The following is a 17,095-nucleotide window of genomic DNA, read 5'->3' as shown; positions in this document are numbered from 1 at the left end:
CACCTCACTTTTCGGTAACGACGAACTTTTCAACAAACCTCTCTGGTGAATACGAAAGCTTAGCTTTTCTTAGGCCTTCTATGCCCAGATCTTCTTCCCTGTTCACGAGAGAAACCTCCGGAAACTCTTGCTCCAGAAACAGTTTGTTGATTACGGTGTAAAGACCACGAATTGTAGGGTCAGCCTTTTCGATGTGTATAAGTGCCATGTCGCTGTTGATGTAGTCGCCGATTGTGAAAGCCTCAAGGCTGCCGTCTATGAAGACTCCGAATACTTTTATGTCTAGTTTTTCATAATTGTCAAACAGCTTTCTAATGGCAATATTCTCATTATTAATTGAATCAATCTCGTCGGCTGATGAGTTCTCCAGCTTCGATTTGTTCCAGGAATCGAGAATCTCCATGCATTTGCCGAAGTCTTCCTTGCCTAGGCTGCGGAAAGAATACGAATCCCCGTAGGTGCGCATGAAGTGATTGTAGTGATTCCTCTTCTTTGTGCACTTTTTGCATGTAAGTGTTCTTAGCATTTCAGCTTTATACACGTAGTCGAAAGAATCCCTTATAGGAGTGAATTCAAATCGTCCCGGATAGTTTCCCTCCAGAAATTTAACGCATTCGCTTGTTGCCGCCCTGAGCATGAATTTTAGCCCGTTATCCTTGAAGTAGTCGGAAATGAATTCAATGGCCTTCAAGGAGTTATCCCTGTCAGCAAGGGGCATTATGGAGAATTCATCGCCCGGCTCTCCGCCTATAATAACTACAAAATCGTCTTTATGAACATATCTTGTATTGTAGTAATGTTGCCACATGAAGAGTGTAGTGAAGTTGTATTCGCATGCTTCATAGCTTACCTTAGACAAGTATCTTTTGAGCAGGTCCCTTGAAGCTATGTCTATATCCTTGAATATGGTAATCATCTCCTAGTATAATAATGATATAGCCATTACAGCTATACAGTTTATAAGTTTCCATATCAGATAACAGAAGAAGGTGTTCTTCCTTCATCAGATGTTATCCATAAATATTTGTCATGTTTGATGGCTCCCTAATAGACTCCAGACTTTCCATAAAGTATAATTCTCTAGGGTAGGACAAATAATGTTCGTCTCCTTGGGAAGTCAGTTCCTGCTGACTCATACCTATTAATAAGTCAATTAGTCCATTCAATGAGGTTTTATGATTCGGCTGGTTGGGAGCCTCAGGCTATACCTGTATAACATGCTAGGTTGTGTACTCATTTAATGGAAATGGATTCCTATCAGAAAGGAGCTTTTGCTCATGTCAAACAATCTTTTTGAAAATTTATTTATCTCGGTCGGTATTGATGTTGGTGCGGACTTCAGTTGGATGTCTATCGCACTGCCTAACCAGACCTTTGTGGGAAAGCCTTTTAAAATCATGCATTCCGACCTTAATTCCTTAAGCTTAGTTGTTTCTAAAATAAAAGAAGCAGAAGAGCTGTATTCCTTAGAAAGTCGCATCTTTCTGGAATCCACGGGAATTTATCATTACCCACTCTTCTGCTATCTTCGTGATAAGGGTTTTAACATTGCGGTTATCAATCCTATCATCACTAAGAATAGCACAAACATCAACATTAGAAAAGTACATAATGACCGTTTTGATTCAAGAAAGGTTGCATTGGTAGGTCTTAAACCTGATTTAAAGGTATCACTAATGCCATCTGATCTTGCTCTTGATTTGCGAAATCTTTCAAGAGAGTATTACGATCTGATGGATAATCGCTCTGCCTATGTGAATAAGCTACAGGGAGAATTGCGCATGGTATTTCCACAGTATTTAAAAATATTTTCCAAGATAACCACAAATACAGCTCTGACCTTACTGGAAAAATACACATCTCCTGAAGCATTTCTAAGTGCCTCAAAAGAAGAGATTGTTGATTCTATAAGGTCTACTGCCAGGTTTGGACTTACATATGCTGAAAACAAGTATAATGCCATAATCCAGGCTGCAAATGATGCAAATACCTTTGGGTATTCTGTAAGCAGTAATTTCAAGCGAATACTTCTATATATCCGTTTTATCAGAAACTATGATATTGAAGTGGCCTCTGTTCTTTCTGATATGCATGAACTTGTTGATACGAATGAAACTACTGATTTTGTGAAACAAGTCCGCTTAGTTGAATCCTATAAAGGAGCTGGCTTCTTATCCGCAGTGAGTCTAATGGGTGAGATTGGCGATTTTTCATCTTTTCGTTCACCAAAGCAACTCTTTGCTTATTTTGGGCTAGATCCAGCTGTAAAGCAGTCTGGGCAATTTGAAGGCACAAAGATCTCCATGTCAAAGCGAGGTTCCCGCATTGCCAGAAGAGTTATTCATACAATGGCTCTTATCAGTATCAGTAAGAACAGAGATGGCTCTGCCAAAAATCCGGTCTTGCGTGATTACTATTTAAAGAAATGCCAATCAAAGCCTAAAATGGTTGCTCTTGGAGCTGTTATGCATAAAGTCTGTAACATTGTGTTTGCAATACTTCGTGATGAAAAAGAATTCGCTATCATCACCCCAGAAGATCATCAAATGAATTACTTAAGAGCTAAATGCGATAAAGCTGCGTAAGTAAATCCATGGTCTGATTTTTCACTTTTTGAGATATGCTCAAAAGGCTTATTAAAGTTACTCTTTTTTATCTGAAGAAATATCAAGCATTTTTAAATTTAACTGTAGACATTTCTTAGCTGGACTTCCAGTTAGCTGCCTTATAATAAATACCCCTATAATTTTAACACAAATCGAAAATACCTCAACACAAACTTAATCATGGTGCAAATTAGCGCTTAGTTATGATATCATAATATTATAAAGAACGATTACAATATAACTGTGAGGTGAAATCATGGGCAAGCTGAAACTTTGGACCAGGCAGGATGAGAGAGTCTTAAAAGATATTGAAACAAGAGGTTTTTACAGAGTAAAGCAGGAACACATCATAGAAAAATTCGATAGCTGCTCAGACGTTTATTTGCATGTCTATAGATGGTATTCCAGGTCTGCCGGCGCTGTAGTGCCAAAGCCCGAAGGCGTGGAATTTCCGGTGTGGGCATCTGTTGATAAGGAATTTTCGCTTGGAGTTATAGAAGGCCAGGTTGTGCTTGAACTTGAAGTGGACAGTGCGGATGTAATAATAATGGACTCCGCCAAGTGGGATTACATCCTCAACTACTGGTATATACCAAAGGACAGGGACGATGCCAGAAGATATGACGAAAAGCTTGAGAGCTATGGCATCAGGAACAAGACGCTCATGTACATGAACAATTTTTATCCTCTTTTAAAGAGGGAGGTTGAAAAAAGCTGGGAAAGGCTTTTTGACCAGGATATAAGGCTTTCCGATATAAATCAGGCGACGCTCTGGGAGATAAAATCAGAGTGGATAACAAATATTACAAGAGCTGAATAATCAATTCAAAAAAAGCCTCTGAAAAGACTTTGCAGTCAAGTTACAGAGGCTTCATGTCTATTTTGGCTCACTTATTTCTTTTATCCATTCCCTTTTGAGCTCCCAGAGCGCGCCCATTCGGAATTCGGAGAGCTTAATGGAGTCGTCAAAAAGCCTGTCCCAGCTTCTTGTTATCTCACGCTTTAGTGCGGGATAGAAATTACTTGTATAGGCCTGCGAGTCATGTGTGAGCCCATATTCCCTTATACTATTTTTGAATCTTTCCTCGTCTTTGGAGTCCAGTGGTATATATGAGAGATTAAGAATGCGCAGCCACTTGCCTTCATCAAGCATCAACACATTGTCACGCGGAACCTCTGCTTCTATTATATAATCTCCCGGACCGTAGTTGGATATCATACCGGGATTTGCATACATCCATATGGCGTATTCAGCGCCTGGAGGAGGCGTGATTATTTTAGAGGCGCGACCTACGAACCAGTCATAGGGTTCAAGAAAAAGCTTCGATATCTCCCGATATTTATTCAATATGAATTCTCTCTTTACATGATAAATCCCCTTGCTTTCTATGGTATCTACAACTATTTTGGATTGTGCTGTCCAAAGCTTTATATTCCCATTCGAACTCATCGAAATCATAAAGTCCTCCTTTAAATAAAACCGCCCGCTTGTCGACATAATCTAGTTATGGTAAATACGTGATTATTCTTTTATATCTTCAGACCATTCGAAGTTTTTGATTATCTCACGCTTGACGTTTTTCTTGTGGGCTGCATATATTTGCGTTGTCGTTACATTGTCGTGGTCAAGCAGATTCTGAACGTCATATATTGAAAAACCGTATTCTATGAGAGTGCTTGCCGCGGTAGCTCTGAGCTTGTGGGGGCTGTAACCGCTTTTTGCGCTCGTTCCCAGAACTATCGAAGTATATTTCTTGACAAGTTCCCTTATGGCTTTGGCTGTCATGCGCTTGCTTTGCAGCGAGAGGAAGAGCGCATCGCTTTCGCTGTCTGGAAGCTTGTCCTGAGGAGGACGCTCGTTTTTTATGTAGTCGGACACGGCATCCTCGACCGTCTTGTTGAGCGGCATTAGCGATTCCTTGGCCCTTTTGCGGTATATCCTGAATTCACCGCGTGAAAAGTTGAAAGAGGATATGTTTAGCTGCTGCAGCTCGTTGAGCCTGAGGCCGTATGTTACAAACATGAGGAGTATGGCCTTGTCCCTGAGCTTTGTCTTTTCCCAGTACTTCTTTTGATTTTCGGTAAAGCCATTCCCCGTTTCCGCCAAATCGAGCATTCTGGCAACCTCGTCTATCTCAAGCTTTTTTATCGCATCCGGCTGGGGCTTTGGAAGCTTTATTGGATTGAAGCCAGGCGCTATATTTTCGCTTTTTTGTTCGTTTCGGTAGAGAAACTTGAAGAGCGAGGAGAGTGAGGAACGCTTTCTTGCAAGAGCCCTGTTGTGGTTTTCGAATATCTGCGTTGTATGCTGGGTTTCCTTGTAATATCTCGAGCAATAGTCTCCCAGGAAGAAATTCACATCGCGTGATTTTAATCGCTCGAATTCTTCTGCCGTTATGTCTGAAGCGTCGGATGCCGCTGTAAGGTCTGTATTCTCAATAAGATATCTGCAAAAAAAGTGAATATCTATAAGGTATGCCAGCCTTGTATTTATTCCTATGGAGTTTTTAAGAAAAAGGAAGTATTCCTTGAAAAAATCCGGCAGGCTGTTTTCTATCTCAATGCATCTCTCTATTGTCTGATTCTCCTGAAGAACAATATTGTCAGGCCTGTCAGACTTGTTGTGTATGACTATTCCTTTCTTCATTGAATTGCCTCCCGATTTCCGAATTTTTTTAAAGCACATAATATGACTTGAAATATTAGTATAATCCTTATCGACCCATAATATAATAATATACTATCCATTAATGCTGTTCAACTCTTCCTTAAATATGCGGACATTCAAATTTCAACATGCTGTCGGAGTGTGTCTGAATTTAATTATATCATCATATGATCTGCTTTTAAGTGAATGTAAGGCGCTGCAAATATAAAGTGGCCTGCCAGGTGAATATGTGATACCATACATTATGTATACTAATCTGAGAGGACTGTTATTATGAGCAAAATACTAGTGCTTGCCGAGAAGCCTTCAGTCGGAAGGGACCTGGCGAGGGTTTTGAACTGCATCAGGAAAAACAACGGATACATGGAAGGCGACAAATATATAGTTACATGGGCTCTGGGACACCTTGTCTCACTGGCTGACCCGGAGGTCTACGACGAGAGGTACAAGACCTGGAGGATAGACGATCTGCCTATGCTTCCAGGTCATATGAAGCTTGCAGTGATAAGGGAAACTGGCAAACAGTTCAGCACTGTAAAATCGCTGCTTAACAGAAAGGATGTAAGCGAGATAGTAATTGCCACAGACGCCGGAAGAGAGGGCGAGCTTGTTGCAAGGTGGATAATCGAAAAGGCCCATGCCAGCAAACCCATAAAGCGTCTTTGGATTTCATCTGTCACAGACAAGGCCATAAAAGAGGGCTTTGAAAAGCTAAGGCCCGGCAAGGAGTACGAGAATCTATATGCGAGCGCGGTAGCAAGGTCGGAAGCCGACTGGATTGTCGGAATGAACGCCACAAGGGCGCTAACCTGCAAATACAACGCTCAGCTTTCATGCGGTAGAGTTCAGACACCTACGCTGGCTATTATTGCCCAAAAGGAAGAGGAGATAAGAAGCTTCAAGCCGAAGCAGTACTACGGCATAACCGCCATTTCCGACGGGATGAAGCTTATATGGCAGGATGAAAAAAGCAACAGCACGAGGACTTTCAGCAAGGATACCTGTGACAAAATAATCTCCACGGGACGGAATAAAGACGCCATTGTCACTTCTCTCGAGAAGGCCTTAAAAAAGAAGACCGCTCCGCTGCTTTATGACCTCACAGAGCTTCAAAGGGACGCCAACAAGCTGTTTGGCTTTTCCGCCAAGGAGACGCTCTCCATAATGCAAAAGCTGTATGAGAGCCACAAGCTTTTGACATATCCAAGGACTGACTCGAGATATATATCAAGCGATATAGTGGACACTCTAAAGGACAGGATCAGAGGCTGCGGCGTAGGGAGATATTCAAAGGTGGCGGCCAAGCTGCTCAGATCGCCTATACGGCAGAGCAAGGCATTTGTGGACGACTCCAAGGTTTCTGACCACCACGCAATAATCCCGACGGAGCAAGCTGCGGGCTTTGCATCCCTAAGCGACAAGGAGAGGAAGATATACGACCTTGTCATAAAAAGATTCCTGGCAGTCCTGTCGCCCGCATTCGAATATGAGCAGACTACTATAAAAGCCAAGATAGGAAATGATATGTTCATAGCCAGGGGAAAGACGGTCGTATCATACGGCTGGAAAGAGGTTTATGAAAACAATTTCGATGATGAAGAGGATTCAAGCGATGACATAAGGGAGCAGATACTGCCTGCTGTAAGCAAGGGAGACAAGCTGAAAATATCAAGGCTTGAGCTTACTTCGGGGGAGACAAGGCCGCCGGCGCCATTTAACGAAGGCAGCCTGCTCTCAGCCATGGAGAATCCGTCAAAGTACATGTCAGGCGAAAACAAGGATTTGATAAAGACCATAGGAGAAACAGGCGGTATAGGCACTGTTGCCACAAGAGCCGACATAATAGAGAAGCTCTTCAACAGTTTTCTCATCGAAAAGCGCGGAAAGGATATTTTCACAACATCAAAGGGAAGACAGCTGCTCTCGCTTGTGCCAGAGGAGCTTAAATCTCCTACGCTCACTGCCCAGTGGGAGCAAAAGCTAGGGCTTATATCTAAAGGCCAGCTCACAAAGGATGCATTCATAAATGAGATGAAAAGCTATGCAAAAGAAGTTGTTAGCGACATCAAAAACAGCCAGGACCAGTTCAAGCACGACAACATGACTAGAAACAAATGCCCAGAGTGCGGCAAGTATATGCTGGAGGTAAATGGCAAAAAGGGCAAGATGCTAGTGTGCCAGGACAGGGACTGCGGATGCAGAAAGAGCGTTTCAAGGGCTACAAATGCCAGATGCCCTGTCTGCCACAAGAAGCTTGAGCTAAGAGGCGAGGGGGATGGCCAGATATTCGTCTGCAGTTGCGGCCATAGGGAGAAGCTATCAACATTCAACGAGCGAAAAAAGAAGGAGAAAAGCGGCCTTTCAAAGCATGAGGTGTCCAAATATCTCCAGAAGCAAAAAAAATCAAGCGAAGAGCCCATGAACGATGCATTGGCTGAGGCTCTTGCCAAATTGAACCTGAAATAGATCAATAAATCCATTGAAATAAAAATGACTGTATTACAGAGCATAGTAGGTTGCCTGGAATACAGTCGTTTTAATTTTGTGGATGGAATCAGAAATTCAATATTCTTATTTTTTATATGTCAGCAGCATAAATATGTCATTTTGCTTAGCTTGTTGCTTAGCTTGTGATATATTGTTAATATCGAGGTGATTCCATTGGAAAAAAACAGCATACAGCATTTTGACTGGGGACATATTGAGTGGATATACGAGCCTGAATCAGGAAACTCACTAAGCAGCATGAACATAGCTCTTACTACGATTCTGCCGCACAAGCGCCAGGAGAGGCATATACACTATGGGAACGAGCAGGTGATTTATGTGCTCGCGGGAAAAGGAATACAGCACATAGGCGAAGGATTAAGCGACATAGAACCAGGCTCGGTTTACCACATTGATGCAGGTTCCGCCCACGAGACAATAAACGAAGGTGATGAGCCCATAAGGGAGCTTGTCATATCCATGCCCGTGCTTCACGAGCAAAATCTGCTTATGCCAAAAGGCGGACCGAAAGCGCTATGGGAGCTCGGCGCTGATAATGAAAAGGTCGAAATCACAAATGAAATAATGTATATATATGAAGCTATAGTAACTCCTATGAGGATACCGGTTGCCATATTCGACAATCAGGGCAGCCTTGTAATAAAGGGGCGGGACTATCCGGAGTTTTGCAAAACAAGATGCTCAAGCCAAGCAAATGAGGTGATCTGCCCCGTATACGAAATTAAAGGCGAATATGGCCCGCCGCACTACAATGATTTGTCGGCGTATATATGCCCGTATGGACTGACGGTTTTTTTAGTTCCTATAATGCTCGGAGGCAAGCCTATTGGGATAATTAAAGCAGGACACATAAGGACGCCATCATCCAGCCTGAGCGACTCACACAATTCTGCAGATGAAGCCTCCGCGAATTCGAGCGACATTATGCCTCTTGTCCCCAAGGGAACACTTAAGGCTGTAATGCAGCAGCTTAAGAAACTGAGCAAGTCTGTAGAAAACTATTATGTATTCAAAAAAACAGAAGTTGAGCTAAGCAAAAAAGAGGAGAGAATACAAGACATAGCAAAGCATGAAGTGGCTCTTGAGGAATCGCTCAAGTCAACTAGGGAGCAGGTGCTCAACATACAAATCAACAACCATTTCCTTTTCAACACACTTAATGCGATTGCCGGAATGGCTATAAAGGAGCATTCGCTTAAAACGTATCAATCCATTATAGATCTGGCAAAAATGTTAAGATATACTGCCAGCAGCCAGAATTACTTTGTGCAGATTAAGGCCGAAATGCAGTATTTGCATAATTATATTAATCTTCAGATGCTCAGATATGGAGACAGGCTTGAAGTTGATTTTGATATCTCGGAGGAAATCAAGAATAAAAATATGCCCTACAACTGTCTGCAGCCTATAGTTGAAAACTGCTTTATACACGGTTTCAAGAACACAAAAGACAACATGAGGATAAGCATATCAGGGATAATAAAGGAAGGCAATATGGAAATTGAAATAAGGGACAATGGCGAAGGCATGAGTGAAGAGGCTTTGTCCAGTTTAAGACAAAGAATAAACGAATTCGAGCGTCATGAACTAAGGGGCCTTGCCATGGTTTATTCAAAGCTTAAGCTCATATACGAGGATAATTTCGATTTTGCTGTAGAAAGCATGCAGGGCTGTGGCACTACTGTGAGAATAGTTTTGCCGGATCACATAGCTTAGCATTTATTGACGGGGGTTTGAAATGAGAAGGGCAATTATTGCAGATGACGAAGAAATGGCTATCGACATAGTCAAATATTTGATTGAAAGGTATGAGCTTCCCATAGAGGTTGTAGGACAAGCCGCAGCCGGGGACGAGGCCTTAAATTTAATTAAGCAGTTAAAGCCAGACATTGTTTTCATGGATATAAGAATGCCCGTATTAAATGGACTAGAGGTTATGGAAAAGGCCGTATCATTTCAGGACACCGCTGTTGACTATATCATTATCACTGCATACAGCCATTTTGAGTATGCCCAGACATCCTTGAGGCTGGGAGCAAAGGACATACTTCTTAAACCAATAGAGCCTGAGCAGTTTCTCGAGACAATGCAGAGGGTTCTCGGATATAGATATTCGGACAACCAACTCTTCAACAGCATCCTTGAGTATATAAACAACAGCTATAAAGAGGAGATAGAGCTTAAAGAGTGCGCGGAGAAGTTTCACACAAGCGCGAGCTATGTGGCGCGGATGTTCAAGAAATATTATTCCGTAAGTTTCATAACTTACGTCAATAATCTGAGAATAAAAAAAGCCCAGGAGCTGCTAAAGGATACGGATTTGTCCATTAAGGAAGTTGCATATGAAGTCGGCTACAATAATCTCAACTATTTCTACAGGGTATTCAAAAAGAATACAGGTGTAACGCCAAACATGTTTAAAAAATGATAGTCAGATGACAGCTAATGGCTGTCATTTTTTTTATGTAAAACTTGTTCAATATCAAGTCAATCCAGTTAATTTAAACTAATGTCCTTTCATGGGATAATTGTAATATATATTACCAGAGGTTGACTGGCGAGGAATACGTTTTCTTGTCGAAATTTATAAAATGGAGGGGTAAAAGATGATGAAAACAGTTAAAAACAGCGATAGGGAACTATACGACATAATCATGGAGGAGTTTGGCCGTCAGAAGACAGGCGTCGAGATGATAGCCTCAGAAAGCTTTGTGCCGGCAGAGATTCTAGAGCTTCAGGGAAGCATACTCACAAACAAGACTATGGAGGGATTCCCGGGAAACAGATACCATGGCGGATACAAATTCATAGACAAGATGGAGACTCTTGGCATAGAAAGGGCAAAGGAGCTGTTTGGCGCAGGGCACGCAAATATTCAGCCTCTTGGCGGTTCTAATGCCAATCAGAGTGTATATATGTCCATAATAAAACCCGGCGATACTGTTTTGGGGATGAGGCTGGACCAGGGCGGACACCTAACCCATGGACACAAGGTGAATTTTTCAGGACAGATATACAACTTCATTTCATACGGCGTTAATATGGAAACCGAGCAAATAGACTATGATGAAATTGAAAAACTAGCCAAGGAGCACAGTCCAAAGCTTATTGTTACTGGCGCCAGCGCATACCCTAGATTCATAGACTATGAAAGAATCGCATCTATAGCCAAGTCTGTAGGAGCATATTTCATGGTTGATATGGCTCACGTGGCAGGTCTTGTTGCAGCAGGACTTCATCCAAGCCCGGTACCACACGCTGATTTTGTCACATCTACAACGACTAAGACTCTGTGCGGAGCGAGAGGCGGTTTCGTACTCTGCAGGGCCGAGCACGCAAAAGCGTTGGACAAGGGAGTATTCCCAGGAGCAATGGGCTCTGCACATCTGCACGTAATGGCTGCCAAGGCGTTTACATTCAAGCGCGCAATGGGCGAAGATTTCAAGAACACAATGCTCCAGGTAACAAGAAATGCGAAGGCTCTCGGCAACGTACTTCAGGATAGAGGCTTCAGGCTTGTGACAGGCGGCACCGACAACCATCTGCTGCTAGTAGATGTACGACCTAAGAATCTTACAGGGCTGATGCTTGACACGGCACTTGACTATGTCGGCATAACAGTAAACAAAAACCAGATTCCATTCGACCCGCAAAAGCCGATGGTGACCAGCGGTGTCAGGATAGGAGCTACTGCGATGACAACAAAGGGCATGAAGGAAAATGAGATGCATATCATAGGCAATCTCATAGGCGATGTAGCAGACAACATAGACAATCAAGCTGTATTGGATTCAATAAAAGAGAAAGTGGCTGAGCTTGGCTCGCAGTTCCCGCTTAGCTATCCTGAATAAAATAATTTTTATGAAAATAAAGAGCTATCAGATTATGTATATCTGGTGGCTCTTTATTTTGGTAGTTAAAACATGCAGAGTATACTTGTTCGAATTCTGATTTTTTGTAAACCATTGGAATGTCAAGACGTGCAGTTATATAATGAAGACCAATGCGTACAGTAAAAAAGGAGTCATCATGTTAGGAGTAATAAGATAAAGTTGCTGAGCTAAAAAATAATTGGATATAGATACTGGCTAGAAATATACTGTGGAAGATTATGTGTTTTTTCAAGAGATTCAGGCGAGCGCGAGGCGATGGCATTCCAAAAGTATTATTGAGGATCGACTGTTTCCGACATACAAACTATTCCCTAAATATACATTTAAAGAATAGTTAAACTGGCTCTTAAGAAGAGCTCTCTTGATCCTGTCATTATGTATATTAGTAAAAACATATAAAAAAAGGAACCTGAATTTCAGGTTCCTTTTAATCATCCTTTAATTATCAACTGCTTTTTAGTTAGCAGACTTTTGCTTTGAAGCTCTTCTCTTGTTTATTTCGATCCAAAGGTCAGCGCCTTTTATTCCAAGAGCTTCAGGGTCGAATACAAATGAAGTTGCATCTCTTCCCATCTTGACTTGATCTTCCCAGTCCTTAAGAACCTTAAGACCAACGTTACCAAGTATTAGTATAGCTATTACGTTTACCCATGCCATAAGACCAACACCTATGTCACCAAGACCCCAAGCAAGCTCGGCAGTCTTAACTGCACCGTAGTAAGAAGATCCAAGGAATACAAGCTTAGCTATTGTAAGCAAACCTTTGATATCTTTTTGCTGACCGCCCTTACCTCTACCGAAAAGATAAGTAACGTTAGTCTCAGCTATATAGTAGTAAGCCATAAGTGTTGTGAACACGAAGAAGAAAAGTGCTACTGAAACGAATCCAGCTCCAAGGCCTTTACCAAACACTGTGCCTATTGCAAGCTGAGTGTAGGCAGGTCCTATGTCAACGCCTGGAAGGTTTTCAACTATGAAACCGCCATCTGTATTGTATATGTTGTATTGGCCTGTTGCTAGTATCATGAAGCCAGTTGCTGAACAAACGAAAAGTGTGTCAACATAAACTGCGAATGCCTGAACAAGACCCTGCATAGCTGGGTGAGAAACCTCTGCAGCAGCAGAAGCCTGAGGTCCAGTACCCTGACCAGCCTCGTTTGAGTATATACCCCTCTTAACACCCCAAGTTATTGCCATACCAAGTATACCTGCAAATGCCTGCTCTGCTCCGAATGCACTCTTGAATACAAGAGCTATCATTGATGGAACTGCAGTTATGTTGAAAGCAAGAATTATAAGTGCAATAAGGATGTATGCTCCTGCCATGAATGGAACTACAACCTCAGCAGCCTGGCCGATTCTCTTTGTTCCACCGAATATTACGAATGCAAGCATGGCTACTATAACGCCACCTGTTATTGCAGGGCTTACGCCAAAAGCAGTGTTAACTGCAGCGCCTATACTGTTAGTTTGAACTCCTGGAAGGAAGAATCCCATACCAGCAACAGTTGCAACTGCGAAAACTACTGCATACCACTTAACTCCCATACCCTTTTCTATATAGTAAGCTGGGCCTCCACGGTATTCTCCGTTTATCTCTTCTTTGTAAACCTGACCAAGGGCACACTCTATGAATGATGAGCCTGCTCCAAGGAATGCTATTGCCCACATCCAGAAAAGTGCTCCAGGTCCACCCATTGCTATTGCTGTTGCAACACCGGCGATGTTACCTGTACCAACACGGCCTGCAACTGACATTGCAAACGCCTGGAACGAAGAAACTCTTGAGCTTGAGTCGCCGCCTCCAAAAAGATATGTAACCATGTGCTTAAGGTGACGAATTTGAAGGAAACGAGTTCTAAGTGAGAAATAAATACCTGCTCCTAGACAAAGATAAATAAGTGCTTTACTCCAGATGATGTTATTTGCGGTACTAACAAATGCTTCCATATAATGCCAACATCCTTTCTTTTTATAATTTTGTAAAGCCAAAACCACTAACCCCATAGTATAATTGCAATTTTCAGTATATTCTGCTCCTGGCATCACCATCCCTTTGATTAAATTATTTTATTGATAATTGCGTATGTTCATATTATCAAACATTTGCGCAATATGCAACCATTTCCGTCTAAATATTCACAATATTGTATACAGTATATACAGAACATTCTCTTCAATACCTGAAAACACTTGGCTTCAGCGGATGAAACCGTTTGCACAAATCGGAATTTTTTTTGATGTTTTCTGTAGTATTTTGAAAAGATGAAAATAATTAAATTATTTATGCATCGATTATTCAATTTCACTAAAATACGAAAAATTCAACATTTTGATTATTCTATCTATATGGACACAATAATAATAAAAGCCCCCAAAGCAGATACAATATATATATCCAATCCGGGAGCTTTTATTCATATTTTTTATAATTGTTTTAATTGTCTAAACATTTACACCTTCAAATCCACGCTCATGCCAAGCATTTCCTTGCATCTGTTTACTGCAGGCATTATCTCCTCGGAAATAAAATCCACTACCTGCTCTGGCGCCCTGCCTGTGAATTTAGCAGGGTCAATTATGTCAAGTATCTCTTCTTTTGTCATGTTGAATGCAGGATCGGAAATTATTCTATCGATGAGGTTGTTGTCGAGGCCCTGGTTCTTAATCCTCTCCCCTACTTCCATAGAATACGTTCTTATCTTCTCGTGAAGCTCCTGTCTGTCCCCGCCGCGTGTAACAGCTTCCATGAGTATGTTTTCTGTAGCCATGAAAGGAAGCTCTTCGTTGACGTGCTTCTTTATAACATTCTCGTATACTACAAGTCCGCTTGTTACGTTTATTCCGATTTCAAGTATGGCGTCGATTCCAAGGAATGCTTCAGGTATTGAAAGCCTTCTGTTTGCAGAGTCATCAAGTGTTCTTTCAAACCACTGCGTCGAGAATATGAGGGCCGGATTAAGGCTCTGAGACATCACGTACTTGCTTAGTGAGGATATCCTCTCGCTTCGCATAGGGTTTCTTTTATACGCCATTGCAGACGAACCTATCTGGTTCTTTTCAAACGGCTCTTCCACTTCCTTCAGGTTCTGCAGCAGCCTGAGGTCGTTTGTCATCTTGTGCATTGACTGGGCAAGAGAAGAAAGCGATGAAAGCACAAGGTAGTCTTGCTTTCTTGTATAAGTCTGTCCAGTGATGTTAAACTTGCTTTCTATGCCCATGCTTTTGCAGACCATATCGTCAAGTCTTTTGACTTTGTCATGGTCGCCATTGAATAGCTTAAGGAAGCTCGCCTGGGTTCCTGTTGTACCCTTAACTCCCCTCATTTTGAGGTTTTCAATCCTGTATTCTATCTCCTCGAAGTCCAGCAGGAGATCCTGAAGCCAAAGGCACGCCCTTTTGCCTACTGTAGTCAGCTGTGCAGGTTGGAAATGCGTGTAGCCCAGCGTTGGCATGTCCTTGTATTTAAGCGCGAACTCGGCAAGGTTGTTCATAAGATTTGCAAGCTTTACCTTTGTAAGCTCAAGTGCCTGTTTCATAAGCAGCACGTCTGTGTTGTCGCCTACGTAAGCGCTTGTGGCTCCAAGGTGTATAATGCCCTTAGCCGACGGACACAAAAGCCCATATGCCTTTACATGAGACATTACATCATGCCTTGTCTCTTTTTCAAATTTTATCGCATCTTCGAAATTTATATTGTCAGCATTTTTTTCAAGCTCCTGGATTTGCTCATCAGTTATGTTGATTCCCAGCTCTTTCTCACATTTGGCGAGGGCTATCCATAGCTTTCTCCATGTTGTGAATTTTGACATGTCTGAAAATATGCTGCTCATCTCTCTGCTTGAGTATCTTTCAATCAAAGGATTCTTGTAATATTCGTAATTGCTCATATTATACGCTCCTTCATCAAATATAGTTTGAACATGTGTAATATTATATCACAAAAAAGCCTATTTACGTTCGCTTTTTTGAATCTAAAAATAAACAGCCGCTATATTACAAGCGGCTGTTTGAATGATTTAAAATATTAGAACTCGGCTGATCCTGGAGTCCTTGGGCAAGGAATTACGTCTCTTATATTCGACATTCCCGTCATGTACATTATAAGCCTTTCAAATCCGAGTCCAAAGCCTGAGTGCTTTGTCTCCCCATATTTTCTAAGCTCAAGGTACCACCAGTAATCTTCCTTGCTAAGGCCCATGTTCTCGATTTTCTTTTCAAGCACGTCAAGCCTTTCTTCCCTCTGGCTTCCGCCTATTATTTCTCCTACGCCAGGAACAAGAAGATCCATGGCAGCAACAGTTTTGCCGTCTTCGTTGAGCCTCATATAGAACGCCTTTATTGCAGCAGGGTAGTTGATTACGAATACAGGCTTCTTGAACACCTGCTCTGTGATGTATCTTTCGTGTTCAGTCTGCAGATCAATTCCCCACTCAACAGGGAAATCGAATTTTTGGCCTGATTTTTGAAGTATCTCTATTGCTTCAGTGTAAGTTATTTTTTCAAAATCAGAACTTACTATGTTTTCAAGGCGGTCAAGTACGCCCTTGTCTATGAACGTGTTGAAGAATTCCATCTCCTCAGGAGCGTTTTCAAGCACATAGCTTATGACATATTTTATCATGTCTTCTGCTAGATTCATATTGTCGTTTATGTCTGCAAATGCAATCTCAGGCTCTATCATCCAGAATTCCGAAGCATGTCTTGCAGTGTTGGAATTTTCAGCCCTGAATGTAGGTCCGAATGTGTATATGTCTTTGAATGCAAGCGCAAACATCTCTCCCTCAAGCTGGCCGCTTACCGTAAGGCTGGCCTCCTTGCCGAAGAAATCCTGAGAGTAGTCTATATTTCCGTCTTCCTTGCGCGGAGGGTTGTTCATGTCGAGCGTTGTCACCCTGAACATTTCTCCGGCGCCCTCTGCGTCGCTGCTTGTTATTATTGGGGTGTGAACGTATACGAATCCCCTGTCCTGGAAGAATCTGTGGATAGCATACGCAGCTACCGATCTGAGCCTGAATACGGCTGAGAACGTGTTGCTTCTCGGTCTCAGGTGAGCTATAGTCCTTAGGTATTCAAGTGTGTGTCTTTTCTTCTGAAGCGGATAGTCTGAATTGGAGTTGCCCTCGATTTTAACAAGTGAAGCCTGTATCTCGAATGGCTGCTTCGCATCGGGAGTTCTTACAACCTTGCCCTCTACATAAAGAGACGAACTTATAGGCAGCTTTGCTATCTCTTTGAAGTTATCCAGTGTGTCATCGAACACTACCTGTATGTTTTTGAAGAATGATCCGTCATTTAATTCTATGAAACCGATTTTATTTGAAGAACGGGTAGTCTTTACCCATCCATAGATTTGCACATCTTGGTCAATGTGGGCTTCCTGGTTTCTGTAGATGCTCTTGATTGTTATAGCCATGATT

General features: G+C 42.1%; 12 protein-coding genes. 6 read left to right on the top strand and 6 right to left on the bottom strand.

What is annotated here, in order from left to right; translation table 11 throughout:
• Positions 1 to 4: 4 nt before the first annotated feature.
• Entirely contained in the window at positions 5 to 916 is a 912-nt protein-coding gene (locus EAL2_RS06405) for a DUF2156 domain-containing protein (RefSeq protein ID WP_051489102.1), read from the bottom strand.
• Between the two features lie 361 nt (positions 917 to 1,277).
• Here EAL2_RS06405 and EAL2_RS06400 point away from each other — a divergent pair, with 361 nt between their 5' ends.
• Both EAL2_RS06400 and EAL2_RS06395 read left to right on the top strand, forming a co-directional pair.
• Positions 1,278 to 2,585: an IS110 family RNA-guided transposase gene (locus EAL2_RS06400; protein ID WP_038601555.1), complete on the top strand. Its 1,308-nt coding sequence runs from the start codon at positions 1,278 to 1,280 to the stop codon at positions 2,583 to 2,585.
• Positions 2,586 to 2,862: 277 nt separating this feature from the next.
• On the top strand, positions 2,863 to 3,426 hold the full coding sequence (locus EAL2_RS06395) for a DUF3841 domain-containing protein (RefSeq protein WP_025435568.1): 564 nt from the start codon (positions 2,863 to 2,865) through the stop codon (positions 3,424 to 3,426).
• Between the two features lie 57 nt (positions 3,427 to 3,483).
• Here EAL2_RS06395 and EAL2_RS06390 read toward each other — a convergent pair whose 3' ends face one another.
• Positions 3,484 to 4,065 (bottom strand): DUF3841 domain-containing protein, encoded by a 582-nt coding sequence (locus tag EAL2_RS06390; RefSeq protein ID WP_025435567.1) that lies wholly within the window; start codon positions 4,063 to 4,065, stop codon positions 3,484 to 3,486.
• Between the two features lie 63 nt (positions 4,066 to 4,128).
• Complete coding sequence (locus EAL2_RS06385) at positions 4,129 to 5,253, bottom strand: tyrosine-type recombinase/integrase (RefSeq protein WP_025435566.1); 1,125 nt, start codon at positions 5,251 to 5,253, stop codon at positions 4,129 to 4,131.
• A gap of 294 nt (positions 5,254 to 5,547) precedes the next feature.
• Between EAL2_RS06385 and EAL2_RS06380 the strand changes: the two genes are divergently transcribed.
• The 4 genes from EAL2_RS06380 to EAL2_RS06365 all read left to right on the top strand — a co-directional run bounded on the left by EAL2_RS06380 (position 5,548) and on the right by EAL2_RS06365 (position 11,633).
• Positions 5,548 to 7,740, top strand: coding sequence for a DNA topoisomerase III (locus tag EAL2_RS06380; protein WP_025435565.1), 2,193 nt, complete (start codon positions 5,548 to 5,550; stop codon positions 7,738 to 7,740).
• A gap of 195 nt (positions 7,741 to 7,935) precedes the next feature.
• Positions 7,936 to 9,498 (top strand): histidine kinase, encoded by a 1,563-nt coding sequence (locus EAL2_RS06375; RefSeq protein WP_025435564.1) that lies wholly within the window; start codon positions 7,936 to 7,938, stop codon positions 9,496 to 9,498.
• A gap of 22 nt (positions 9,499 to 9,520) precedes the next feature.
• Entirely contained in the window at positions 9,521 to 10,210 is a 690-nt protein-coding gene (locus tag EAL2_RS06370) for a response regulator transcription factor (RefSeq protein WP_025435563.1), read from the top strand.
• Positions 10,211 to 10,388: 178 nt separating this feature from the next.
• Positions 10,389 to 11,633 (top strand): serine hydroxymethyltransferase, encoded by a 1,245-nt coding sequence (locus EAL2_RS06365; RefSeq protein ID WP_025435562.1) that lies wholly within the window; start codon positions 10,389 to 10,391, stop codon positions 11,631 to 11,633.
• 498 nt (positions 11,634 to 12,131) lie between these two features.
• Here the strand turns inward: EAL2_RS06365 and EAL2_RS06360 are convergent, their stop codons facing one another.
• The 3 genes from EAL2_RS06360 to asnS form a co-directional block, all read right to left on the bottom strand.
• On the bottom strand, positions 12,132 to 13,625 hold the full coding sequence (locus EAL2_RS06360) for an alanine/glycine:cation symporter family protein (RefSeq protein WP_025435561.1): 1,494 nt from the start codon (positions 13,623 to 13,625) through the stop codon (positions 12,132 to 12,134).
• A gap of 503 nt (positions 13,626 to 14,128) precedes the next feature.
• Positions 14,129 to 15,565, bottom strand: coding sequence for an adenylosuccinate lyase (purB, locus tag EAL2_RS06355; RefSeq protein ID WP_025435560.1), 1,437 nt, complete (start codon positions 15,563 to 15,565; stop codon positions 14,129 to 14,131).
• 137 nt (positions 15,566 to 15,702) lie between these two features.
• Positions 15,703 to 17,091, bottom strand: coding sequence for an asparagine--tRNA ligase (asnS, locus tag EAL2_RS06350; RefSeq protein ID WP_025435559.1), 1,389 nt, complete (start codon positions 17,089 to 17,091; stop codon positions 15,703 to 15,705).
• Positions 17,092 to 17,095 lie beyond the last annotated feature (4 nt).

This window comes from Peptoclostridium acidaminophilum DSM 3953, from assembly GCF_000597865.1.
Lineage (GTDB): Bacteria > Bacillota > Clostridia > Peptostreptococcales > Peptostreptococcaceae > Peptoclostridium_A > Peptoclostridium_A acidaminophilum.
The sequence above is the reverse complement of the archived record's forward strand: the minus strand, read 5'-3'. Positions and strand labels throughout refer to the sequence as shown.